This is a genomic window from Rubripirellula lacrimiformis, assembly GCF_007741535.1.
Taxonomy (GTDB): domain Bacteria; phylum Planctomycetota; class Planctomycetia; order Pirellulales; family Pirellulaceae; genus Rubripirellula; species Rubripirellula lacrimiformis.
In genome coordinates this window covers 3,456,460-3,480,758 of record NZ_CP036525.1, presented here as the reverse complement: position 1 = coordinate 3,480,758, position 24,299 = coordinate 3,456,460, and the positions used below count along the sequence as shown (strand labels likewise).

Sequence of the window (24,299 nt, the reverse complement as noted above, 5' to 3'; positions counted from 1 at the left end):
TAGCAGATGGCGGTGACACACAGGGATCAAGAATGGACCGATGTGCAAGGATCGCTGCCAACCTGGTTTTTTGACCCGCCGAGGCGATTTCAGTTCCACCGGGTACCTGGTTATTCTCAGTTCGTACACCGACGATTCTGGGGCCCCAACCGACACCATGGTTTCTTTGCCCAAAATGCCGGATTGAAATTCTGGACCGAGTCAAAAAATAGCGAGACTTCATTTTCACCTCCCCCCATCAATCACGTTTCGCTGCAACCTCCCCAACGCTGTTTGAGGTACGTGAAATGATCTCTCCCTCGTCGGTCGGACACGATGGACAAAACTTCCGGCGTTCATATCTACTCGATTGTTGTAGCGGTAGGCGGGAATCCACCGACCACTCGTGATTACCCGTTCCGTCAGTTGGGAAACCAGTTTTCCGACGGAGGATCAGCCGCCTGTTTATCTCGACATCGTTCCTACCCCATCAGTGAGCGGAGTTGCCGCGGCCAGGACGTGAACGGTCGCTGCACCCCTGAGTTCGTACGCCGCCGAGGTGTAATCAGTTCCTGATAGGTTCTGGAGAGATCGCGTGCTCTCGCTGTCGGTTTTGCGACACTGCGATTCTTTGCATCGAAAAGTTGGATCGGGAATCCTGGCACAGGCGGGAGGAAAGAGAGGATCCAACCTACACCTCTCCTGGCCGTGTCGTTTCGGTGCAAGCTCGCCGCGAGTGTTGACGGGTTAAGAAATGCTCAAACTTTGGTCGAGTGGCGTCGCTGCCAATCTGCCTTTCCTGCCCCACCGACGCGATCTCAGCTTCTCACAGGATCTTGATGTACCGAGAACCTACAGTGTCGAATCTGCGACACCACGGTTTCTTGACCCTGCATACGGGATTGGAGTTCTGGACCAGCTGAAAAATAGAGAGACTTCATTTTCACTTCTTCGACGAATCACTTCGAACTGCGACATCCCCGCTGAAGTCGAGATCCGGGCGATGTACTCTCCGACACCCGTTGGCCTGGATGGAGAACAACTTCTGCGCGTCCCCTCTACTCGAATGCTACAGCGACCGTATGGCTCAGCGGGAATCGCTGCCCCCACAGCCATGGCTCTGATGGCAAGCAGAAACACCAGGAACGAATCATGGCATCTAAGAGAAAACTTCACTCGACATTTGCCCTCGACAAATCGTCGCAGCTTCATTGTCCTTGTTCATGCACATGCCTGCTTCGCATTGTGTTTTAGCCGGGATATCAATAGGAATATCGCATCGTCAATAGATGCGCATCCCGGAAAGAAGGAATGGCACGTCGATCATTTTAGATTCGCTGCGTACTGGATGTCGTCTCATCGCGTCTGACACAAGGGGGTCTGCTAGGCTTTCCATGACAACGAATGAATTTCATCTTTAAAAACGAGGCGTCTGCGATTTGCCTAGGTGTTGATCAAATCACAGACTCGAACAATCGATACAAATGACCGACGGTATTTCCGAAACGATCCGACGTTTCCAGCATGCTGGTGAAACTGGGCAGCCAGCCCTTCGGCACCAGTGCAGCCAGTTGTTCGTTTCGCTTGACCGCGATCACCACATTCGCATTCTGCTGATTTTGGATGGTTCGATTCCGAATGTGATCGAGCAATGCGGCGCATTTGGTACGCAGATTGAGTCGATGCTAGCCGATTCGTTGGACGAGCTGGAAACGCTGATTGGTTCAACCGGCGTGGACGCCGAATTGGATGCCTTTGTACTGCTGCCTGGCGTCGACTCGACAGATTCAGAATCGCTTAAGGGTCTGTTGCCGATCGATCAGACCCAATTCCGAAATAATTTGGCTGACTTTCCAAATACTGCGCCAGATTTCGAAGCGCTTTCTGACGTTGACTACGCGACGCTCTCAAGTCTTCTTTTTCCGAAACGAGAATGGAAGCGAGTGGAACTTGTTCGGGATCAGGGGAGGATGGCTCGAGTTGAACGTCGGGCAACACTGGACCGCTTGCAGAACGAAGTCACAAGCCGCATAAATCCGGGGACGACGATTATCGAAGGCGGCCCGGGATCAGGTAAATCACTAGTACTTGTCGCACGTGCCCTTTGGCTATCCGAAGCAATCGAGAACGCAAACGTCTTGTTGATCACTTGGAATCGCTCGCTCGCTGATGCACTTTCGAGTTGGCTGGCAAAATTGAGCGGTCCAAAGCAGAAATTTAGCGGCGACAATATCCAGACTCTGGTTTTTGCCGATGTGCTATCTCGCCATGGCGTCGACTTGTCGTTGGCGGATCCCAGCGATGCGGACCATCGCTGCCGAGACTTGCTAAGGCGATTGCCCCTCGAGCCCCAGTACGATGCGATTCTGATCGACGAGGCCCAAGACTTTGGCGGCGTTCTGATTGAGTTGGTCGAACAATTGGTTCGGCCCGGGCGTGGCGGACTGACGCTTTCCCTCGATCCGAGCCAGAATATTCGAGTCCGCCCTGCAATCGACTATTCGGCCCGGCGGCAACCCGTTCAATTCGAGCGGCTCAATCGGAGCTACCGATCCACTGACGTGATCCAGGGCTTTTCAGACTTCTTCGGATGTCGACCGAGCAGACATTTCGAGATCAAAGAGAACGATGACGCCGAGCCCGTTCGGCTTGTTTGGGCTGAAAATCCGCACGAGTGTGTGGAAATGGTTGTCACCGAGATGGCCCGGCTGATCTCTGAGGTCAATTTGATGCCGACAGAAATCATGGCGGTCTGTTTTTCCACGCCAGGACGTCGGCAATTGATTAATGCCCTTGCTGATCGAGGTTTCAACACTCAAACGCCGGGGCGATTGAATGCCGCTGCGGCAGCTGGTATCCAGGTCGCCTCACCTGAAGTCGCCAAGGGACACGAAGCGAGTTGTGTATTCGTGTTGGGCTGGGATCAGGCAGACTTGATGGACACTCCCGAGCATGCCTGTCGCCGTTACGTCGCAAGCAGTCGTGCGGCGGACATTTTGTACCTTGTCTATAGCTCGCAAAAGATTCCTGCGGAGATTCTGCAGGGAACGCAAGTTGTCAAACAACTGTGGCCGGATGACTTCCAGGCCGTCACAACAAACCAATAAATCACCAGAACGTCATAAGCGACTTAAACAATATGGCACAAATCCATTCCTTTGACGACTTCTCCGGACCGAACGAACGTGCCGTTGCAGAACAACTGGCAGCGGAATTGCCGACTGACTGGACGTTGATTTGCAACAAGCAAATCTCGTCAGGCACACTCAGTCGTGAAATTGATTTTATCTGTGTCGCCAAGAGAACTGTTTTTACTATCGAAGAAAAAGGTTGGTCGGGCGCTATTCGTGGAACCGAAAACGGTTGGCTTGTGCGTGGTGAGATTCGCGGCAACCCTATCAACCAAAGCGAAATGTGCGCTAAAGTTCTCGCCGGTGTACTGAAGAATCGTTGGCCGCAAAAACTGGCGGCCTATCGTGCGGAATTAGTCAAAGCGGTCGTTCTGATGTCTTCGCCGTCGGCGACGCTCAATCTTTCGGATCCGAGAGCCCGTCAACGTGTCGTTACGCTATCAAATGCCGCTGGCAAATTGCAAGAAATCGATCAGCAACGCACCTATCCGGCATTTGGAGCACTTAAAGACGAAATTGTTCAATCACTGACGCGTCTTCCGCAGCGTCCCAAAGAATGGGCGTCAATCGCACAGTACAAACTTCTGGAAGCGCTAGACGAACAACTCGGCTGCAAAGTCTTCAGAGCCCAGCATGAAGACGGAAGCAAACGAATTCTTAAGGTCTTCTACGGTCAAGACGCTTTGTCCGAAGCACCGGCGGACGATTCTTCGGTGCGGCGACAATATGACGCTCAGAAAAGACTTTCCCGCGCGGATCTCTGTCCATCGGTGTCGCCCTATTTTACCTGGGATGATGGTCGGGCTCTGGTGATTCCATTCGAATCTCCCCGTGGAGTGTCATTCAGCAAAATGGCTATCAGCGGTCCGAGCCCAGAACAGATTGTCCCGATGGCAATCTGTGCCTTTGAGACTTTGTCAAAGGTCCACGCTAGCGGCGTAGTGCACCGCAGTCTTCGCCCCGATCGTGTTTGGTGGGATTCCAAGTCCAACACGGTTCAATTTTCTGATTTTGTCATCGCACACATCGATGGGGTGGAGACCATCGTTGGTACCGCCCACCTTTTCGACGTTGACCATCCCTATCGCGCCGCAGAATGTCGTATCGACCTATCGGCGGCATCTCCGAAAAGCGACGTCTACAGCTTGGCGACGGTACTATTGAACTGGATCACTGGGACTGAACCTCCAGGCGATGATACCTGGGCACCAGGACCATTGATTGATTTGCGGAAAGACATCGGCGAAAGCATCGCGTCGGTGATTGAATCGACCGTGTATAAAGGACTGGAACTGGAACCAAACGGGCGTCCCACCGCGGCAGAGATTGCGTCATCGCTTAGAGATTATCAATCCAGTATCGAAAAGGCGACGCAAGCCTCGTCGGAATCCTCGTCCACAGATGAGTCGCGGCCCACGGATGTTCGGTACGAGGTCATGGAAAAACTGGGCAAGGGCGGGACGGCCGAAGCTTTCCTTGCTCGCGACTTAGTGCGTAACGAACTGGTCGTTTTGAAACGTATCATTCGACCGGATATTCATGGGTACCTTGCCGACGCTGAATTCCAAGCACTTAGACGCTTGACGCATCCTTGCTTGCCAAAATTGATTGATGTCTACGGCCCGAACGATCCCTACCATCTGAAGTTCGAGTATGTAGAGGGCCAGTCACTGAAAGACGCTTGGCGAAGCCTGCGTGGCCAAACTCCGGAGATCCTTGAAAAACTCGCTCGAAGGATCGCGGGTGACGTGTTGGATGCGTTGGAATACTTGCATCAACAAAACACGCTGCATCGTGATGTGACGCCTGGTAATATCCTGTTGCCGGAGGATGACGACGCCCGTGTTTTGCTAATCGATCTAGGACTCGCTTCACACCAAGCCGATGCCGTCAGTCGGGTCGGCACCCCGCTTTACCTTGCCCCCGAGATCGAGCATCCATCTCCGGTGTGGTCACCAGCCTGCGACCTCTATGGCCTGGGGGTTGTGCTCTTCGAATTGCTTTCGGGTAGCTTGCCTTACCGAGTCGAAGGGAACCAGAGGCACAAGACAGATCTGATCCCATTTTCGACGGATGAAGATTCAATCACATCATCGGTGTGCCGCCTGATGATCGAAAAAGCGTGTTGCCCTGAACCATCGCGGCGGTTTGAAAACGCGGGTACGATGCGGAAGGCTATTTTCGATGTCTATAACGAATCCTACCGCCGCCAAAAGCAAGAGGAAGTGGAACTGCATGTACCGGAGGTCGATCAGCCAACTGATGATCAAATGCGGAATGCCTCCATCGCTCCAGAACCGCAGGACAGGTCAGAAGAAACGAATGACTTTGTGACGGAATTGCGACAGGTTTTTCGCAATAGCACGCTCGGAAACGCGAACAACCGCGGGATGGACAATGGTTTCAGTCGCGACACCTACGTTCCAACGGAACTCGACGATCGCCTACTGCCAGAAATCCTGGATGGCAGATGGAAGTGCATTGCTCTCAGTGGCAATCCAGGAGATGGCAAGACGGCCTTTTTGGAAGAGGTTCGGCGCGCACTTCTGGCTAAGGGGGCACGGGAGTTGGAACGCAATCCGGCAGGTTGGAGAATTCAGCTCGAAGAACACGTCTTTTGCTCTGTCTTCGATGCCTCGGAGTCTCATGAAGATCTCTCGTCGGACGAATTGCTGACGGCTGCGATTGAACCGCTGAGTGGACGGAAAGCTCCCCAGATTCAGTTCACCGCGTTGTTGGCAATCAATGACGGAAAGCTGAAAGATTTGACCACCAAGAAACGACTATCTTTTCGTTGGCTTTGCGATGCTCTTCGAAAGCAAATGGACGGCGAAGTGTCTGGGGAAGAAGTCTTGCTGATCGATTTGAAGCATCGAGCCCCTATCTCGGCTGATCCCAAACAGAAATCCCTGTTCCTTGGGTTACTCGACGCGTTCGTCCGTCCGGACAATTTCGAGGTTTGCCGATGCTGCTCTGCATTCGACGAATGTCCAATCCGACATAACGCCCAAGTGCTTCGACATCCGCAGCCCCGCGAAAAGCTTGTCGATCTACTGGCCGGTGTCTACTTTCTTGCCGAACGGCGTCCTACGATTCGTGACCTACGGAGTGCAATGGCTTGGATGATCACGGGGGATCGTGGTTGTTCGGACATCCACGCAAGCACTGCTACGAGCGAATTGGCCCACCGACGCTATTACAACCTCGCATTCGATCCACAATCTGGTGAAGACCTTGTTCTAGATGCATTTAAGGGCCTTGATCCAGGCAGCGTTTCTAATCCCGCTTTAGAGCGTCGCTTAACGCGTCCAAATGTGGATTCGCTATTCACACTTTCGGGCATCCAGTATCCGATCGGCGAAGACCAGGATCGCGAAGCATTGCATCAATTGAAGCGTCGCTACTTTTTCGAGCTCACTCGTGATGTTCTGGGTGGCCTGCCGGATCCGAGCACGTTGATTCCGTCACGATCTCTACATCTGTTTCGAGACATCGTGTCGGGTCAAACGCACCCTGCCCTCGTGAAAGACCGGCTTCTAACTGGACTTCGGCGTTTAGACCGAGTCCCGAAACACGCAGCGGCGGAAGGACTTGCTCTGCGGCTTGATTCAAGTGATGAGTCCCTGATCGTGATCCGGCAATGGCCTGCGGACGCTTTTGAACTCATTCAACCTACAACGTCAAATCGCTTTTTGAATTACCTCCCGGATCACTTCATTCTCCGACATGTGAGTGGTTGGCCTGAGATGACTATCGGTTTACAAATGTTTGAACTGCTTATGCGTGCAGCGGATGGGACCACGCCCGATGCGGCGGAACACCAATCTCTGTTGATGGATTTCCAAAGGTTGCGTGCACAACTGTTGACATCGCCAACCCACCAGGTCGTTCTGGTGACGTCGGGTGGTGATCGGAGTCTGGTAACGTCTTGCGAAGGCAAGATCATGCGTCAGGAGGAGGCGATCATCAGCCATGTTTAAAATTCCAAAACAGCTTCGGAGAACGAAGTTTGACCTGTTATTGTCGATTGAGATGAATGACTTTGATGTCGAACGACTTCTGCCCACGCTTTTCAATCTTGTGGTCACACGCGGCCGAAACCGAACGTCTGGGAAAAACGAAAGCCGGTCGATCGCCAGCTACGTTGACGGACTAGCTAAGAATTCAAGCATCGAGGGGTTTTCAGGCGACGACAAAGCACTCTTGGAGCAATGGGTTCGCGCGGTGTCATTGACAGTGGGCCGAGCCGGACGAGGAAAGACCCGGGAAAAACTAGAGTTCGTAAGTCCCAACACTCTGCTCACCTACAAAACGGGAATGCCGAAACCCTCCAGTCGACAGCGAAATGTGCCACGTTTTCTGTACTCGTCAATGTGCAATTGCGGGCTCGGCGGAACCCTGAACGAGCGGCGATTGAATCTGCAACAGTGGCTAAAAGACGTTTTTGGCGCGGGGCTGCAGATGCAAGACACGCCTCCTTACGAAGGCCACTATGATGACGTCACGGAAGTAGATATCCACACCCTGCTAACGCTTCGCGTATTAGAAGAATTTGAAACGGGGGCGATTAGCAATCAGGAATTGGGTGAACCCAGGCCCTGTTTGCCGGACCAAGCGAAACAGGCTGGCCAAAACATTGCATTGATTTTACGTGGATATCGTCAACTTTTGCCCCCAGCATTCGTAAGCCGAATGCTGATGGCAACGATCAATTTGGATTTGCTCACCTATAGCCTTCGCTTGATGGGGAATGTGTCTTCCCTTTGCCAGACAGGCAAGATGCCAGAAGGCGATGAATATTACCCCGAAGTTTATGTCGATGTGACGGGGGATCGAACCAGCCAAAGTGATTCACTCGCCCGGTCGTGTGTAGAACGTGACCTAGAGTCGACGGGAAGGTTCTTTCGCGACAATCTTCGGCTGTTTACGCTGCATCGGATGCGAGAACGTTCAGATACTCTTAAGCAGTTGATTCCGCACGACGCCGAAACACCCGTTTCGCAGTATCTCGAGGCACTTCTAGCAGCAGAACAGTCGAGTGACATTCAAGGCCGAGCAGAGATCGAGTTGGAGTCAATCTTGATCGAGACCCAAAGCGATTTGTCCGGAGAGGCTGAACGCGAGCAAGCAAGAGTTGATCTACAGGAACTCATCTCGCGTGACGGACCGATCTCTGCGCTGAACGCGATTCTTTGCAACTCACAACGAACCAAAGGTGTGCAAGCTTACACGCAATGGTACAAGGGAGTTGGCGGCCTCAACCGCCCCTATGGTCTGTTGCTCGGCAACACTCAGGGCCCCCGAAATTGGCGATATGTTTTGACGGACGAGTTGTTGCGCACGCTCGTGTATCTGAATGCTGTCGATCGTCACCGGACCAATATTAATGAGGCTCAGCCAGTCGGCAGCATCCGACTAGATGAATTCCTGACTTGGATGCATCAGCGATTTGGCATTCTGATTGATCGGCCTCCCAGAGAGATGGAGTCGACGAGCAGCCGTGCGGCGACGGCCGAAAACTTTAACGCCTTCAAGCGTCGGCTGCGTCAAACCGGATTCTTCCGAGGGCTGTCTGACGATTTCAACGTCCAGAACCTCACCGTTTCTCTAGGCAGGAAAGCAGCTGAGGGCACCACCGCATGATTGATTCCGGTACACAACTCATCTTTCGACGGCTGGCCAAAAAGCTTTCCAACGAGATCACTCAGCGAGAGCAAGGTCACTGCCTTCGTGTCGACCATCTTGACGATCCTATCGCTCGATTTCTATGTGAATGCATCATCCAGTACGTCGAAATGGATCGATGCTATGTACTGACCAGCAAGAGCAAAGAGGATCTTTCGACATCGGAGCTGAATACAGAAAGAGCGATCGAACTTCGTAATCGGAAACCGCAGGCATTCATTCTATTGGTGCCTGCTGGCCTGACCGATTCGACCGCAAGTTCATTACGCAATGCATTTGCAGTATTCGACCTGGACAAGTACTGGCTTGCGTCTCAACAGGAGCTAATAAAGGAACTCGATGAAGATGTCCGCCAATACGTCTCGAAGGCGCTTCGGTTGAGCAAACGTAACCGTACACCAGAACCGTTGTAGGCGCGTGGGTTAGCGTTGGAGCTTTGTGTTCTCTCGTGACTAGGAGCTCGTGCCGATGACTGACCGTTCCCACGCCGCCACTCGCCGATCCTGGATCGATCGGATCGATCGATTTCAGCAGAGCAGCCAAACCGTTGCCCAGTTCTGTGCTGCCGAAGGTTTCTCACCCGCCTCCTTTTATCGGTGGCGTCGCATGCTGCAAGCCGACACCCCGTCATCATCGCCGTCGCTCCCCCGGTTCATCCCTGTCAGTCTGCCCCCAAACCGGCAAGCAGAACTGAGCCCGCCGACAGAAACCGTTACCATGATGTCCGTTGAGCTCCCCGGCGGCGTTCGTATCCGGTTCGAGGCGACGGGCCCCACGTCGGTGCGGTCATGATCGGCCTGCCCACCAGCACTCCCATCTATCTCTGCACCACGCCGGTCGACTTCCGAAAGGGGTTCGACGGACTGACCGGCATCGTCACCGCATCGCTCGGTCACAACGTCACCGGCGGAGCGTTGTTCCTGTTCGTTAATCGCAAGCGGGATCGCATCAAAGCTCTCTGGTGGGAAACCGGCGGGCTGACGCTGTGGTATCGACGACTCGAGCAAGGCACCGTCGAGCTGCCAAAGCCGCAAGGTGACCAATCGCATGTCACGATCGATTCGGTGGAACTGGCCATGTGGATCGCGGGCGTGTCACTGAAATCCGCCAAGACAAGACGTAAGCGAATGAAAGCCGCTTGAGCCAAACCATTTGCATCCATGATGCGTACAATCACACATCATGGATACAAAGCAACTTACCGACGATCAGTTCCCCAGCGATGTGAAAGATCTTCAGAGGTTGGTCGCGAGCTTGCAATCGCAAGTCGAGCAGCAAGCCCACTCGGTTCTCGAGTTGAAGAATCACAACGACAAACTCGAGTCGGAAAACGTTGACCTGCAGCTCCGAGTCGACAAGCTACTTCAGCAACTCTTTGGCCGGCGAAGTGAACGCCGCACCGATGGCGAAGGCCAGCTCTTTCTAGATCTCGGCGACGAAGCCACGCCCGAAGTGGTCAGCGCGCTCGAAGAAGCCGTCCGTGAAGCCGAGCAAGTCATCGAAGATGCCGAAGAAGAACAGAAGAAACGCAAGTCCAAATCTCTCATCAAAAACGACCGCAAGTTCCCCGAACACTTGCCTCGCATCGAGCGGATCATCGACCTACCCGAAGACAGGCGCGAGGGTCTCAAGCTGATCGGCTATGACGAAGTCGAAACGCTCGAGTGGATTCGGCCCGAGCTTCGCGTGCGGGTCAATAAATACGCCAAGTACGTTCACCCAGCCAATCAGAACCAAGGCATCACCAGTCCCGAGCGTCCGACCGGACTCGTCCAAGGTGACCGCTTTGACACCTCGGTCGGCGTGGAAGTGGTGGCCTGGAAATACTTTTATCACTTGCCGTTTTACCGCCAGCAGGACTTGTTCGCCGGCAGCGGTTGGACGCCCAGTCGCAGCACGCTGGCGAATATCGAAACGGCCGTGGAGTTCACGCTGCGTCCGTTGGCTGAGCACCTGCGATCGCTTCTTAAAACAGACACCTGCGTTGGCTGTGACGATACCGGCGTCGTGCTGATCACGCCAAGAACGATGCCGGACTTGTCGAACCATCCTCGCGGTGAGCGGATCAGCGAGGTCTTCGCCAAGGCGATCGATTCGGGAAAGCCGAGTATCAGAGCGAACTTCTGGGGCTACTACGCTTCACGCCTTCCAGTGGTGGCGTTCGACTTCACTGTCAGTCGCCACCGCGACGGTCCGGACGACGTACTGGGGGATTATGAAGGAACACTTATCGGAGACTGCTGGTCGGGCTTTCAAAAGATCGGTGTGCGCAGCGATTCGCGAATCACGTTGGCGGCGTGCTGGGCGCATGCGCGCCGCAAGGTCGACGAGTGCCGCAGCGCATTCCCGATCCAAGTCGCCAAGCTGGAATCACTGATCCGCATGCTCTACGACATCGAAGATCAAATCAAAGAGTTGGGTGACGCGGAGCGACTTGCCAGACGCCGAAGCTTGTCGAGTCATGTGCTTGGGCAGATCGACGAGTACTTGGCCAGCGATCAGATGAGTTCGCCGAAGGTGCTTCCCAAAAGCAATCTCGGGCAAGCGGCCGCGTACATCTGTCGTCACCGGGAGGCGCTGGGTCGCTTCATCGACGACGCTGGGATCCCGATCGACAACAACGACTGCGAGCAGTTAATGAAACGTGTCGCGACGGGGCGAAAGAACTGGCTGTTCAAAGGCTCGTTGTCGGCAGGTGAACGAGCCGCCAACCTGATGACAATCATCGGAACAGCGATTCGAAACGACCTGGACGTTCACGCGTACCTGGAAGACGTCCTGCGTCGAGCACTTGTCGGCGAAACCAACTGGGCCGCGATGTCTCCCCACACATGGCGAGAATCGCACCCGGAATCCATCCGCGAGTATCGCCAAGACGAACGCCGACAAGCCGCCGATCGCAAACGAATCCGCCGCGCTCGCCGTCGACGAATCAAAAAGTAACCGTCAACCCGCAACGCTTAATGGCACTGGTGGACGGTTACGAGCAAACTGCCAGGCATCAGTGAAGAAGATCGAGCAACCTATTGTGCCACGATCGCCTGTGCGGATAGTCAGCGTTCAGCGGCCGCGACGCATTGCCATCGCATCGGATTGATCCCCGACGCTGGATTCGAAGTTGAACGCCTACTGGCGAATGCCCGGGCGGCAAAAGAGATCGCCAGACCGGTCAAGTCGTATTCTTCACTTTCCGACCGTCTCGATGAGGTGGGCGTACAAGCTGGACTGCGACGACGTGACATAGAGTCGTTGCTCGATCGTCATCAACTGAGCGATTGGCGGTCTTGGATGCATGCGATTGCTGAGAAAGATGACGCTTCGTACTTCTTCTCCAATTGGGATTTGATTTCTCGCAGTCGTTCGCAGCTGCGAAAACTCGCCTTCACGCCTTGGTTGGATTCAGAAGGAAAGGTTCAAAAGTGGAGCAAACTGCTTCAGACTGAAATCGGCGCGCAGCCATTTGCCGTGGTTGGCCACAAGGGGGAAATACAAGTTCGCTGGGAATCCGACCCTAAGAGCCCCGAGGGACTGGATAAATGGCGAATCGAAATGATTCCGTCATTGGACTTCTATGCGACATCCGAAAGCCCGGACGTTGCACTACCGGTCAAAAAGGTAAAAGGAACCGTCAAACGATCGACGATCAAACTGTCGACCGTTGATTGGCCCGAGGACACCTCGTCCATTGTGGTTCAAGTGCGACTAACCGCGCTTTCTGAATCGGGAGCGGAACTGGCAAATGATGATGACAAACCTTACGAAGCCATAAGCGAAGAAATTCAATTAAGACCGTCCGATGACGAGGCGGGTACCGAGGTGGAAGCCAGTAAGTCGGTGAAGTCGAATCGCGACATTCCACTTGCGAAGCTTCGACTTGCCGTTGAACGAGAGGATGTGGCTCTCGCAGAGACCGCGTTTCAATGGTCAGGAACAGGAGAAAATGTGTTCACGTTGAGCTTGAATTCGGGTGATCGGATCCGGATTTCGCTAAGTCCAATGCTGAAAGAAATTGAAAGCCGAACACTTGACCACCCGAATCTGCTTGGCATCTGGGAGGTCGATGCGATTGCTGGAGAAACCTTGTCGATTCAAGGGCTCCGAGACCATGAAACTTCTGTGAAGACAACCGCCGGAAAACGTTTTCAAGCAGCACGACAGCACTTTTGGGGGCAGCTTAGGAACCAAGGTCCACGGCGTTGGATCGCAACCGCCCACTGGAGCGATGACTTACTGGCCTCCGCCGATGCATACGTCGACGCCTACCTCAACTGGATTGGCGACGCTGATACCTCCGAACGTCAACTTGCATTGTCGATCGACACGGGCTTAATTGCTCTTCGATGCGACGGCCGGACGATCTCGGCGTCTCTGACGTCACCGCTTCACCCGCTTCGTGTCGCCTGGTTCCGTACGTATCTGCAGACAACGACGGACCTAATTGATGAAATAAGTCGTTCGTCCAGTGCCGTGTCCGAACGCAAGGCCAACATTGACCTGGATTCATTTGAGCTGATCGAACCAACAGGTTGCCCTATGCTTACGACCGCCATTGACGGAGCGGTACGACTGACCAGCGGATGCCTTGACTTTCTTTGGACGGCTGCGTTGCCCGTTGATTGGCCAGATCCCGCACGTGCGTTGTCATTGGTAAGTCAGGTTTTGAGTTTGTCTTCAAACGACCAAGGAATTGGAGACGCACTGTTAGCAAAAAGTGCGAGACACATCGACAACTACGTCAGCCTTCACCCGCATGCGCGAAAAATTCGCGTGGTCACTGATAACGCAGGAGACGGATCATTTGCCTCTCAAGTATTGATTGATTCGGTTCGAGGCTTTCAGATTGATGACGTTGAGGAATCGGGGGAGGTGAATGACGGCGGAATCGAAAGCATTGAACTACTCGCCCATTTTCGCCAGCCGCTACCATCGACGATGCCAGGAATGGTACCACTTCGCCAAAGCCTAGAGCAGCGGGGCGGAACCCATGCGACATCGGCTTTTCAACCGCTCTTGGAAACATCTATCCGCGATAGTGAGCAGCTGACCGAACTTGCCGAAGGCGGGTCGCATCTGACCATGTTGATGGACATCACCACGGTCATGGTAACAACTGAAGATGTCTCTGAGGATCGAGGCACGGCCGTGCTTGGCGGACTGCTTTGCCCGTTTCGCTTACTTCCTGGAGGCCCACCATGGAAATATTGTGTTTCGGCGCCAAGTGAATCCGATTCAGGAATACTTTCGAGCACGCTATTAAAACACCAACAGGCTCTCGCGTCTGTTCTTGAACTGAATCACGGGGGTGGACCGCGACTGCCAGTGCTGAATGTTGGAATCGCAGGTGACGTTCGCCGATTGACTGCGATTCATGAACAATCGGATTGGGTGATCACACTCGATCGATTTGTCGAACCGGCATGGGTAGAGTCACACGCCGGAATGCGGTACCTATTGGATTATAGCCCTGACATTACCGATGGGCTTTCCCGACGATTGTTTGTCACTACCGGCCATCGCGAAGAGGCCGAGCAGGTTATCAGCGAGACGCTTAGCGATCTTGGATTCGATGCTTCGGACACGGCTGTAACTCGTGTCTTGCATCGGCTTCAACAGGTAAGCGGTCGCCTGGCACTTCGCGCACTCAGTTCTGGCTCGTCGCAGCGTGAAGCGGCGGCCCTGGCCATTGCCGTCGAGAAACTGCATTTTGATGGCAAACTGAACGATACTATCTTGGTCCCTGTCGATTCACACATCGAAATGTTTACGCCTTTTCGACGCAAGGGGCGACCGGAAAAGCGACGGCGATGCGATCTTTTACTTGTCCGCCCGAGCAGCCAGAACGAAATTGAATTTGAATTGATTGAAGTCAAGGGACGGACACACCGTCCTTCGCCAGATGTGTTTGCCGCCATTCAAGAACAAGTTGAATCGACGGACCGGCTCGTTCAGTCACTTTGGTGCAACACCAAACGGTACGACCGGCCAATTCAGCTTTATCGGCTTCGCCAAATTCTCGAATATCACTTACGCCGTGCCCAAGGTTTTGGAACCGTTACGGATACGGATCATTGGAATGCGATCCTAGAACGTCTGACGAACGGTCAAATCAAAATCAAAACGACACAGAGGGGCATCGTTGTCTGCACATCGGCTATGCCTGAAGTTTTCTACCGTGGCAATCTCGAAATTGAGGTCGTCGGCGATATCAGCTTGGATTTTGAGGCATCCGTAACGTCGAACCCAAGTCTCGAACAGGCTTTCCTTTTTGAAGGCCTCGATGAAGTCACTGACAAAGAACCGTCTGAGCCAGGCTCAACGACCGGGGAGAATCGCTCATCGTCGGAACCGGCCATGCCTGTTGATTCATCAGAAATCGCTTCCTCTGACGACGTACAGAAAGTAGCTTCTCAATCAGACTTACGGGACGCCAACTCAGCCTCCCCAATTGTCCACGAGACACCGCCTAAGCAGCCTCCGACGCCTGCACTGCCCCAGACTCCCGAACGTTCGGAGCTAGACGACCTCTTTGAGGACTTGTTCCAGGATGACGATGCGAACGCACCTGTACTGGAGTCCCGGAGTGAAGTAGACCTCCCGGTCGAACCGCTCGTTTCGCACCAAGAAGTCAAAGACCAAGACAATCTGGTAGAAGTCCCGACATTCGATGAGCCTGATTGTGAGGTGCCGGGGCCCGAAAGGCCCGCTGACGATCTCACAGATCAGGCTTCGCAAGCCTCCTCTCATTCTGATTCAACAAATATGAGGAAAGGAGACGTCGCGATCGTTTTGGGCGACGGAGAATCAGGCCCCGCGTACTGGAGGCCGTCGGTTTCAGGTAGCCCTCACCTCTTCGTTATCGGAATCCCCGGACAAGGAAAGTCTGTCACGACGACTCGAATCCTGTGCGAACTGACCACGCAAAGTGTTCCGGCACTTGTCCTGGACTTTCACGGTGAATTTGCCGATCCAGACGGACCGTTCAACCAACTTGCAAAACCAGCAATTTTGAATGCTGCTGATGGATTGCCGTTTTCCATTTTGGAACCCAAAAACGGAAGCGGACCGAGGGCGAAAGAGGGGATCTGGGAACTTGCTGAAATCTGCCAATACGTATGTGGTTTGGGCGATATCCAGCGAGATGCCATCTATCAAGCATTCGAGCGTGCCTACGCAGCAGTCCCAGCTGGAGCGACACCTTCGCTTGCTTCAGTCGCCAATTTCCTGCGAGAAGAGGAAGGCGACGGAAACGTCAAGAATGTGATCGCAAGATGCAGACCACTCTTCGAATTCGGACTCTTTGCGGACAATCCCACAGAAGGAATCTCCGAGCAATTCACAAAGGGTGCGGTTATCGATGTGCATGAACTGAAAAGTGAAACCCTTCAGCTTGCAGCTGGCGCGTTCACTCTCCGCAAACTCTATCGAGCAATGTTTACTTGGGGTACAGCTGACAGGATCCGGCTTGCGATCGTGTTGGATGAGGCACATCGTTTGGCTAAGGATGTGACACTGCCCAAAATCATGAAAGAAGGGCGAAAGTTCGGAATTGCAGTGGTAGTAGCGAGTCAGGATGTCCGAGATTTTCACGACCAGGTTTTGAGTAATGCGGGTACGAAGGTCATCTTTCGAGTGAACTACCCTGACTCCAGAAAGGTCTCAGGATTTGTTCGATCTGGCAGCAGTGACACTCTCGCGGAGCAAATCGAACGCCTTCCTGTCGCCGAGTCCATGATCCAGACGCCAGATATGCCAAACTCTCAGCAGATCCGCATGCGAAGTGTGAATGACAATGATTCCTCGAACTAGAACGACAGCATGAATACGTTTTCTCGCGAGTCGGATGACCAATCCGATGATGAGAGTCTGCTGAAGCAGCAGTCATCTCGGATGGGCGGCAACGATCATTTCGGAGGCACAGATACTGAATCGATGTTTAACGATCCACCGTTGATCACACCCGATCCCGACTTAGATCACGTCTCCACCCAAACAAATGTTCAAGTTGAAACGTCATCGCACCAGAAAGGAAAAAGAGGCGAGGCCAAGCCGAATCTTTTGCAGAGAGCGTTTTCACGCGCTAGTAAAACTAACGAGCAGGGAATCACGAGCGAGTTTCCGTCAACTACTCTATTCGCTAGCAGCTTGGTGATATTTACGCTGGTACTGATCATCCAGATCGTTGCGTTGCGATCGCATTTGAGCGTGATGGAAGACCAGATCGAACGCGATGCTACCTTGGAAAACTACGAGCAGATTCAAAACGACTACCAAAAGCAAGTTGGCTCATGGAAAAAATTGACTTCCGCTCAGTTGGAGCGCCTAGAGACACAGCGTTCTGAATTGGCCATGCGAGAAAGCCAGATTTCAAAACTGTCTCTTTCCGAAAAGGAATCACAAAAGAGAACAGAGGAGGCGAAGCAATTGATGGAAACAACGCTTGCAGAACTCAAAATTGCCCGTGACGACTTAGCCGTAGCCGAGGCTTCATTACAAGTTACAAAGGCAAGGCAACTGGTCCTGAAAAACGAAACAGGTGAGCTTCAGCGAGGATACACATCCGCTAAAGCCGAAATTACCGAGACTGAAAAGCTGCTCGAACAATCGGCCGCCCAGCTAGCAAACAATATCGCCGAGTTAAAGCGTCAAGAAACTGAACTTAAGTCGAACAATGACCGGACGACGATGCTTGCTACCGCCAAAATCGAATTGGCTGGGGTCAAACAGCAAACGGAAAATGCACGGAATATTCTTGCTGATATCCAATCGGAAGCGAAAAGGCTCTCTGATCGACGAGAGCAACTCGTTCTGGATCTAGAGAAGCTGGAATTGAGAAGGAATGCAATCGAGAATGAGTTGGCTGCAGCTTCTCGTGAGTCTTCCCGGATACCTGTGGGAGATTCCGAGGTGATAACCAATGATCCCAAATCGAAAGAAGAATCAATTGGAGAAACGGATGCTGAGAGTGCACTAGGCTCTCCCAATCTCAAAGATGCAACAGAGGATCAACAATGATCTGGGAACAACTTATTAGCCTGCTCAGCATAGTCTCAATTTTCATCGCACTGCTAGTGACAGGACTCTGTTTCTCTGCCTACCGAACGGCTGCGAAACGGGTCCACGAACGTGAAAAACGGTTGCCCGACGCAACGCAATTCGAAAATCTTCGCATCAAGATTGCGGAAACGGAAAGCTTGCTGCAGGGGTACGAAAGTGAGGTGCAAGGAGCTCGAGAACTGATTGGATTCGGTAAAGAAATCCGTGGACAGATCGATGAATTGTTGTCTCGTCGTGACGGTCTGCGTGGAGAGATTGCAGGCATTGAGAAGCAGGTCGCGACACTTCAAAGGGAGTACAACAAGAAGGTCGGTGAGTCGGTAGAACGGCTTAGTGTCTTGGACCAAAATTTCATGAAAGCCAAACGCAAAGCCGAAAGAGAAATCGAAGAGCATCGAGATGAACTGAAGAGCAGCCTCAGGGAATTAGAGGGCGAGATTTCAAGACAGAAGGAACGCGTCCAACAAGAGAGGCGAAAGCAACTCTACGAAACGCAACATGAATTTGATCAACAACTGACGAGTCTTCAGATTGAGTTTGAACATGCGAAAGTTGGCCTCCAAGAGAAGATTGACGAAGCCAATTCGCTAGACCAGCGTCTTAGGGAACTATCGACAAATGTCGAGCAACTGCAGAAGTCTCAATCGAAGCTCGGCGGTGAAGTTGACGGACTTAAGGAGCAAAAGTTACAATTGAAGCAGGACATTGAGCGACTTGAAAAGGTTTGGGATCGCCTACTTCAGCAGACGGGCGGTGGCGACGACGCGGAAAGAACCTCCGAGCTTTGGCAGCCGGTCATTGCACCAGCAGAGGTTGCAGTCAAGTATTCTGAAGAGATGTGTTTGGAAAAGGTGGAAACCTATCTCAAATCCTGCGGACTCTATTTCAGCCGACGCATGGTTTATGCATTTCACACATCGCTGAAAGTTGCGGAAGCATCGCCGCTTGCGGTGCTTGCAGGTATCAGCGGCACGGGTAAGAGCGAACTTCCGCGACGATACGCTGAGGCCGTAGGAATGAATTTCCTGCCGTTGGCTGTCCAACCGCGATGGGATAGTCCGCAAGACATGTTCGGATTTTTCAACTACCTCGAAAATCGATTTCGCGCTACAGAGCTAGGCCGGGCACTCGTGCAAATGGACTCGCATGCCGGAGAAGCAGGACGAGGTTGGCCGTCATCGATACCGGATTCACACCAAAACTTATCGGGTCAGATGCTGCTAGTTCTGCTAGACGAGATGAACCTTGCCCGAGTCGAGTACTACTTCAGTGATTTCTTAAGCAAGTTAGAAACTCGTCGCGGTGTGGATCCAAACAATCCGGAATCGCGGCGTAAGGCTGAACTGTCACTTGAAATCGGCAGAACCGGGATCGGCAGCCCGACAATGAACGTCTTCGTTGGGCCAAATGTGCTGTTTGTGGGAACGATGAACGAAGACGAGACAACACAAACATTGTCAGACAAAGTGATTGACCGATCTAACCTACTCCGCTTCGGACGTCCCAAAACGTTGAGTCTTGAAAACACTGGTGACACGTACGCACGCCCCTCTGCTCGTCTAGCCGCCAGCAATTGGAACGATTGGTTGGTTCCGACAGAGGACATGGACCACGATCGCGAACGAACCGACGAGATAATCGAATCCTTGAACGAGGCCATGTCGATTATTCGACGCCCCTTCGCTCACCGGACCAGCCGAGCGATTCGGGCCTATGTCGCCAACTATCCCCGAATTGGTGAGGCAACCTTCAATTGCGCTATGGCTGACCAGATTGAGCAAAAGTTACTTCCCAAATTTCGAGGACTCGACCCATCGGATCCTGAGGTTCGCGACGCCTTGGACCGTATTCGCGGTGTCATTGAGGAACTGGAGGACGCGGAATTTCTGGAAGCATTACGAGAAAGCCGTAATGGCCACCAGATTGCCTGGAGTGGCGTTGATCGGGCAATTGAGGGGCAAGCAGTGTGAAACCCTCCACCACCGACAATACTGAGGCACTTTACTTTCTTTCCAGGGGACCCTGGCCGTCATCCAAGGGTGCACATGAAGAAAGCCACGGGCTAAGAACCTTTCTCTGGGTCGATGCTGAGTTTGAACAAGTCTTCAGTCCCAGCCTAGGCGAGCTTGTATCCGTCGGCGAAATGATTGAACGGGATGGTTCTTTGTGGCGTCGATTTGAGCTGCCGAAGAATTACGAATCTAGTGACGGCATCTCGATCGTCAGATGTATAGGCCCCGCGGGTAGTCGTGACCTTAAGATTCTCGACCGACAACGGCTTCCGGCACGAAGTCTGCTAGACGAAGTTGAAAAATTGGACAGCAGCGGCGAGGACGATGAGGCGAATGACTTGCTAGCCGCGTCTGGCTTCGAAGATGATGCAAGAAAGGGATCGAAGGCCATCAAGCTTATCGACCGTCATTCCGACCTGGTCTATCAGTTGCTTCAGACAAGGCAGACGACTGGGCCATTCACTGAGACGGACTATCGCGGCCTTGGCTTTCGGTCGACAAAGTCCGTTTGTGAGCAGTGGAACCAAGTTGGGCATTCGAAAGTTCCGCCCTTGTCGCTGATCGTTCGACTTGCCGATGAAATCCCAGACGTCCTCGAGAATGTATGCCGAAAGCCAAGAGTGATTCTCCGGCGGCAGAGGGAACTCGAGTTGGCGACTCGAATACAACAGGTCGATGCCGCCTGCATCCGCTGGATGAGTCGCCAGCCGGGAAGAACGCTGGCCGAGAAGGCAGGCCCACGCCAGCGACTAATGGCAGTTGTTCGCCGAGAAGACTGCAACACGCCCGAAAATCGAGTCGCCCTCGACCTTCTTCGGCGATGCAAGCGTGCCGGTGAAATCTACATCGCCAGACACAATGAGTTCGAAGCAAGCCAACGTTATCTTAAGGTCAAAACTTTTGTGAAGCTATGCGATCGGTTGATTCGGCGCTCTGCAATTTCAGCCGTTGGGAAACTAGTTGGTACGGCACAGCCTAACTATGTCTTGCAGCATGAAGAACGTTACTCAGTTCTGTGGGACGCGTATCAACGACTTGTTCGGCACGAAAAAGTAACTCAATCAACGTGGATGTGGAGAGATCGGCTTTGGAGTGAGTGGCTTTGGTTCGGAATTGCGAGTTCACTCTCGTCCTTTTCCTTTGAGTCTCCAGCACACAGGACCCTGTTATCACTGTCTGATGAACCAAACTGCGGACGGTTTAGCCATTTAAATTCGATTGGTCCTTGGTGGGTTCATTTCGGTGGAAAGGTTTCGACTCTTCACCTATTACCACAGCGTCAGCTTCGAGAATGCAGTTTTGTACCCGAAAGCATATCTCGATGCTGTCCTGACTTTGTTGTCGCGTGCATCGGACAAGAGTGTCGGGGGCTCGCGATCTGGTCCAACCTGGATCCGCTTTCCCCAAAAAGTACGGCAACCACCACCGCAAAACACTTGGTGAACGCGATGGAACATGTGGGCCACGTCCCTGGATGGAAATCCTTGGTGGTCACTGGAGGCGGCGACCGTATCGAATCGGGCGAATTGAGTTGCTCAGTCGCGTGGGCTTCAACGCCTTTGATGCTGCAAGACTTCAGAGACGACTGGAATGCATTATTGATGGAGCGTTTTCGACATGTCCTATGAAAAGACGTTAGGACTTAGCTTGGAGCCAGTATCTGCTCACGTGGTTGCAACAGGCAAAGCGATTGATAAAACTCCGGTTGATGGGACCAAAACCGTCCCACCGGCTGTGGTTTGTGTCTCAACAACGCAGAAACGGCTCCAGCTAGACCAATGGTTTCCCGCCAGTCCGATTGGATCCGGCGAACTGTGGCCACCAGAATCCAGGGTTGCTGATGGCTTCTCGCGGCGAATGCCGATCGGGCTGCTCTGGGATTTGGCTCGCCGAGAGCAAGTTTGGAAAGTCGATACAGAAACATCGATCGACCCGATGGAGGCAATCGGCCAAGCTGCGGCCGATTCTGTAAGAGAATTTGGCTCGCCCCATTCAGTTGGATTGGTCATCCCAAATTCGCTTAAACAGGATCAACAACAGACCTTGCTAAATGTATTGTCAGGGACAGGGATCAAGTGGCGATTGTCATGGTTGCCGATCGCGGCAGCAACATATTGGATCGATCGTTTTATTGGCCAAGACATTGGAAAATTCCTCCGCGATAAGCAAGCGACCTCCAGTAGTCGGCAGCCCGTTGGGCAGATTCACTGCTTCCATCTCGGGCTTTTTGGATGTGAACACTCACTGATCGAATTGATTGCTGAACCAGATGCCGGAAAGAAAACAATCATCCCCGCTCGGAAGCGAACGTCGAAAAACAAAGGGGCTAACACGTCTTATCTTGCGGGCTTCATGTCGGATCTTCTCCTCGAGCAAGTAAATAATGCCGTTCCTGGCGAAGCAATGCCAAATGCTTGGCGTCAAATGTGGGCAACGCCTTGGATTAAACGCAAACTGGCTAATTGGAAAGGTCAACCACACAGAATGGATTCAGCGGAGTGTCCACCGACTTATGATCCTGAGGTCATCACGGGAATGCCGCAGTCCAATTCAACGATGGTTGATTGCCAAGGGATAGCATGGCCAACGATCGCCCTCAGAGACGCAAAACAGTGGATCGAGGGGATCCTCCAACAGACGGCCCGTGAAAATCGGCAAATTGACGGCGCGATTGTCACTGGCGAGTTAGCCTCCATACGCATTGGAGGAAAAACACTCGGTGAACTATTTGTCGGTCGACATGTCTCCCCCTCGCAAATTTGTGTTGCCGGCCATACGGGCCCCGATGACTTGCTCGCTACCGGTGCAGCTGAACAGTGCCGTCGGATTGACAATGGGGAGCCATCGTTCCTTACAAAGCTGCCGCTGTTGCGCACCGTCATTAGTCGAACTGGCGAACCTGAGTGGATCTCCTTATTGTCCGAAGATGACGCGTACGTGATGGGCGGAAAGCGATGGGCTCGCTCTGAGCCTGTTACGGGCCTTTCAATCCCAAGTGGAAAAGTGCTCACGCTCGCGATTGATCATGAAGATCTTGAAAAGGTCCGGGAGTCGCAGATTGCGATCCCTTCAAGCTATAAACCCAATCAGCGGGCGGAGCTCCACGTTGCGATTACTCCGGGGCAGGGAAACGCCAGAGTGGAACTGCGAACAACTGGCATGGCTCGGACTCGTCATCCCGTAGTTGCAGATTTGAGCCACATGGCGAAGTACGAGAATGTCGATGGTAAAACCTTGGATGCGAAAGAATACCTAGCTGACTACCCCAGACTCGCGCCATCACTTTTACCACGTCTTTCGAACCTTAACAAATGGATAAAAGTTAAGTCCGAAGCCAGAATTCTGCTTAACTCTTTGCCCAGCACATGGACTGCGAATCTCATTGGCGAAGTAAGGACCTCCCTTCGAGAAAAGTACAATTCCGCGCAGAACAACAATGCGGAGCAAGGTAGAAACACTACGGCGATTGGGTCCAATGGGCGCCCTCCCGATGACGACATGGATACATTGCGTAAAATCGTCGACGGTTGCCTAACAGTGATCCATCGCCCGAACGTTGACAATTTCCTTCGAGAAACGGCACTTCGCTGCATTGCCTACACCTCGTTCACTTCACCCGAGCTGGAGTCGTTTATCGACAAACGTCTGGTCACCGGATCGCTGTCCGACGATGCCGAATTGCGAGTAGTCGGAAACTGTCTCAGATCTCCAGAAACGATTGCAAGATTTCTTGAAAACTGTGACCGACATCGCAACTCAATTGAACTGAACCCACATCAAACGAGGGCAATTGCAGAGCTGACCTCTTATCGCGCTGAGGCGCTTCGTTATGTCTCGGAAACGACCGCGTCAAACATTTTCCGTTCCGTGACCCGTGCTTTCGAAAACTCCAATTCATACGGCGGCATTGATTTCCGCTACCGAACAATGTCTGTAGCCTTTATGCTCAGACGCAGAATTTTCGATGAATCATTTGTTCCAAATGACTCGGACGCCGCGATCAGAGTAAAAGAAAAATGCATTCACGTGCTGGATGGAATTCACTCGCAACGCATCAATGTGATGGGAGGCTCGGTCAATCTTCCTGCCGTGATGCGACAACTCATCAAGTACATCGATCGCAAGGGACGTGGCCCATTCCTCTGGTCAGCCTAGGCCCGTTGACACTCGGAACAAGAATTCAAAGTGTCAACTGAAGCCCCTGAATGCTCGTCTGTCCAAGAATCAGAGCCCCGGCGTTAATGATCGCGCGAGCATGCCCTTAAAAAAACTGTTTGGATGAAAACCTCAATCGGATCAACAGGCACACGTCGCTCACAACAGTGAGTGCATCCCCCAAGCCTTTCGCAGCAACTTCAATAAGTGCTAACGCCCTGCGAACTAGCTTGGCCGCGTCTGTCGTCGAAGCGTTTCGACCGCTTCTTCGATTGATTTGGCA

Annotated in this window: 12 protein-coding genes; all 12 read left to right on the top strand. The window is 52.9% G+C overall.

The window, feature by feature from the left end:
- Positions 1 to 1,463: 1,463 nt before the first annotated feature.
- The 12 genes from K227x_RS12270 to K227x_RS12215 all read left to right on the top strand — a co-directional run bounded on the left by K227x_RS12270 (position 1,464) and on the right by K227x_RS12215 (position 24,016).
- Entirely contained in the window at positions 1,464 to 3,086 is a 1,623-nt protein-coding gene (locus K227x_RS12270) for a UvrD-helicase domain-containing protein (protein WP_145169792.1), read from the top strand.
- Positions 3,087 to 3,118: 32 nt separating this feature from the next.
- Complete coding sequence (locus K227x_RS12265) at positions 3,119 to 7,090, top strand: protein kinase domain-containing protein (protein WP_145169790.1); 3,972 nt, start codon at positions 3,119 to 3,121, stop codon at positions 7,088 to 7,090.
- 433 nt (positions 7,091 to 7,523) lie between these two features.
- Complete coding sequence (locus tag K227x_RS12260; protein WP_145169788.1) at positions 7,524 to 8,753, top strand: hypothetical protein; 1,230 nt, start codon at positions 7,524 to 7,526, stop codon at positions 8,751 to 8,753.
- Positions 8,750 to 9,208 (top strand): hypothetical protein, encoded by a 459-nt coding sequence (locus tag K227x_RS12255; protein ID WP_145169787.1) that lies wholly within the window; start codon positions 8,750 to 8,752, stop codon positions 9,206 to 9,208. The genes K227x_RS12260 and K227x_RS12255 overlap by 4 nt, the downstream gene beginning before the upstream one ends.
- A 55-nt stretch (positions 9,209 to 9,263) precedes the next feature.
- Positions 9,264 to 9,587 (top strand): IS66 family insertion sequence element accessory protein TnpA, encoded by a 324-nt coding sequence (tnpA, locus tag K227x_RS12250; protein WP_145169785.1) that lies wholly within the window; start codon positions 9,264 to 9,266, stop codon positions 9,585 to 9,587.
- On the top strand, positions 9,584 to 9,937 hold the full coding sequence (tnpB, locus tag K227x_RS12245) for an IS66 family insertion sequence element accessory protein TnpB (RefSeq protein ID WP_145169783.1): 354 nt from the start codon (positions 9,584 to 9,586) through the stop codon (positions 9,935 to 9,937). Before tnpA ends, tnpB begins: the two co-directional genes overlap by 4 nt.
- 40 nt (positions 9,938 to 9,977) lie before the next feature.
- The gene (locus tag K227x_RS12240; protein ID WP_145169781.1) at positions 9,978 to 11,738 is read left to right on the top strand and encodes an IS66 family transposase; all 1,761 of its coding nucleotides are present in this window, start codon (positions 9,978 to 9,980) and stop codon (positions 11,736 to 11,738) included.
- Positions 11,739 to 11,888: 150 nt separating this feature from the next.
- The gene (locus tag K227x_RS12235; protein WP_145169778.1) at positions 11,889 to 16,601 is read left to right on the top strand and encodes an ATP-binding protein; all 4,713 of its coding nucleotides are present in this window, start codon (positions 11,889 to 11,891) and stop codon (positions 16,599 to 16,601) included.
- 9 nt (positions 16,602 to 16,610) lie between these two features.
- Entirely contained in the window at positions 16,611 to 17,807 is a 1,197-nt protein-coding gene (locus K227x_RS12230) for a hypothetical protein (protein WP_145169777.1), read from the top strand.
- Positions 17,804 to 19,819 (top strand): hypothetical protein, encoded by a 2,016-nt coding sequence (locus tag K227x_RS12225; RefSeq protein WP_145169775.1) that lies wholly within the window; start codon positions 17,804 to 17,806, stop codon positions 19,817 to 19,819. The genes K227x_RS12230 and K227x_RS12225 overlap by 4 nt, the downstream gene beginning before the upstream one ends.
- A complete protein-coding gene (locus tag K227x_RS12220) occupies positions 19,816 to 21,489 on the top strand; it encodes a DUF2357 domain-containing protein (protein WP_145169774.1) in 1,674 nt (557 codons plus the stop codon). The genes K227x_RS12225 and K227x_RS12220 overlap by 4 nt, the downstream gene beginning before the upstream one ends.
- Positions 21,479 to 24,016 (top strand): hypothetical protein, encoded by a 2,538-nt coding sequence (locus K227x_RS12215; protein WP_145169772.1) that lies wholly within the window; start codon positions 21,479 to 21,481, stop codon positions 24,014 to 24,016. Before K227x_RS12220 ends, K227x_RS12215 begins: the two co-directional genes overlap by 11 nt.
- The last annotated feature ends 283 nt before the right edge of the window (positions 24,017 to 24,299 follow it).

Bases quoted from the DNA above. Each gene is read 5' to 3' on its own strand.
- K227x_RS12270 (WP_145169792.1), top strand. From the start codon at position 1,464: ATGACCGACGGTATTTCCGAAACGATCCGACGTTTCCAGCATGCTGGT.
- K227x_RS12265 (WP_145169790.1), top strand. From the start codon at position 3,119: ATGGCACAAATCCATTCCTTTGACGACTTCTCCGGACCGAACGAACGT.
- K227x_RS12255 (WP_145169787.1), top strand. From the start codon at position 8,750: ATGATTGATTCCGGTACACAACTCATCTTTCGACGGCTGGCCAAAAAG.
- tnpA (WP_145169785.1), top strand. From the start codon at position 9,264: ATGACTGACCGTTCCCACGCCGCCACTCGCCGATCCTGGATCGATCGG.
- tnpB (WP_145169783.1), top strand. From the start codon at position 9,584: ATGATCGGCCTGCCCACCAGCACTCCCATCTATCTCTGCACCACGCCG.
- K227x_RS12240 (WP_145169781.1), top strand. From the start codon at position 9,978: ATGGATACAAAGCAACTTACCGACGATCAGTTCCCCAGCGATGTGAAA.
- K227x_RS12230 (WP_145169777.1), top strand. From the start codon at position 16,611: ATGAATACGTTTTCTCGCGAGTCGGATGACCAATCCGATGATGAGAGT.
- K227x_RS12225 (WP_145169775.1), top strand. From the start codon at position 17,804: ATGATCTGGGAACAACTTATTAGCCTGCTCAGCATAGTCTCAATTTTC.
- K227x_RS12215 (WP_145169772.1), top strand. From the start codon at position 21,479: ATGTCCTATGAAAAGACGTTAGGACTTAGCTTGGAGCCAGTATCTGCT.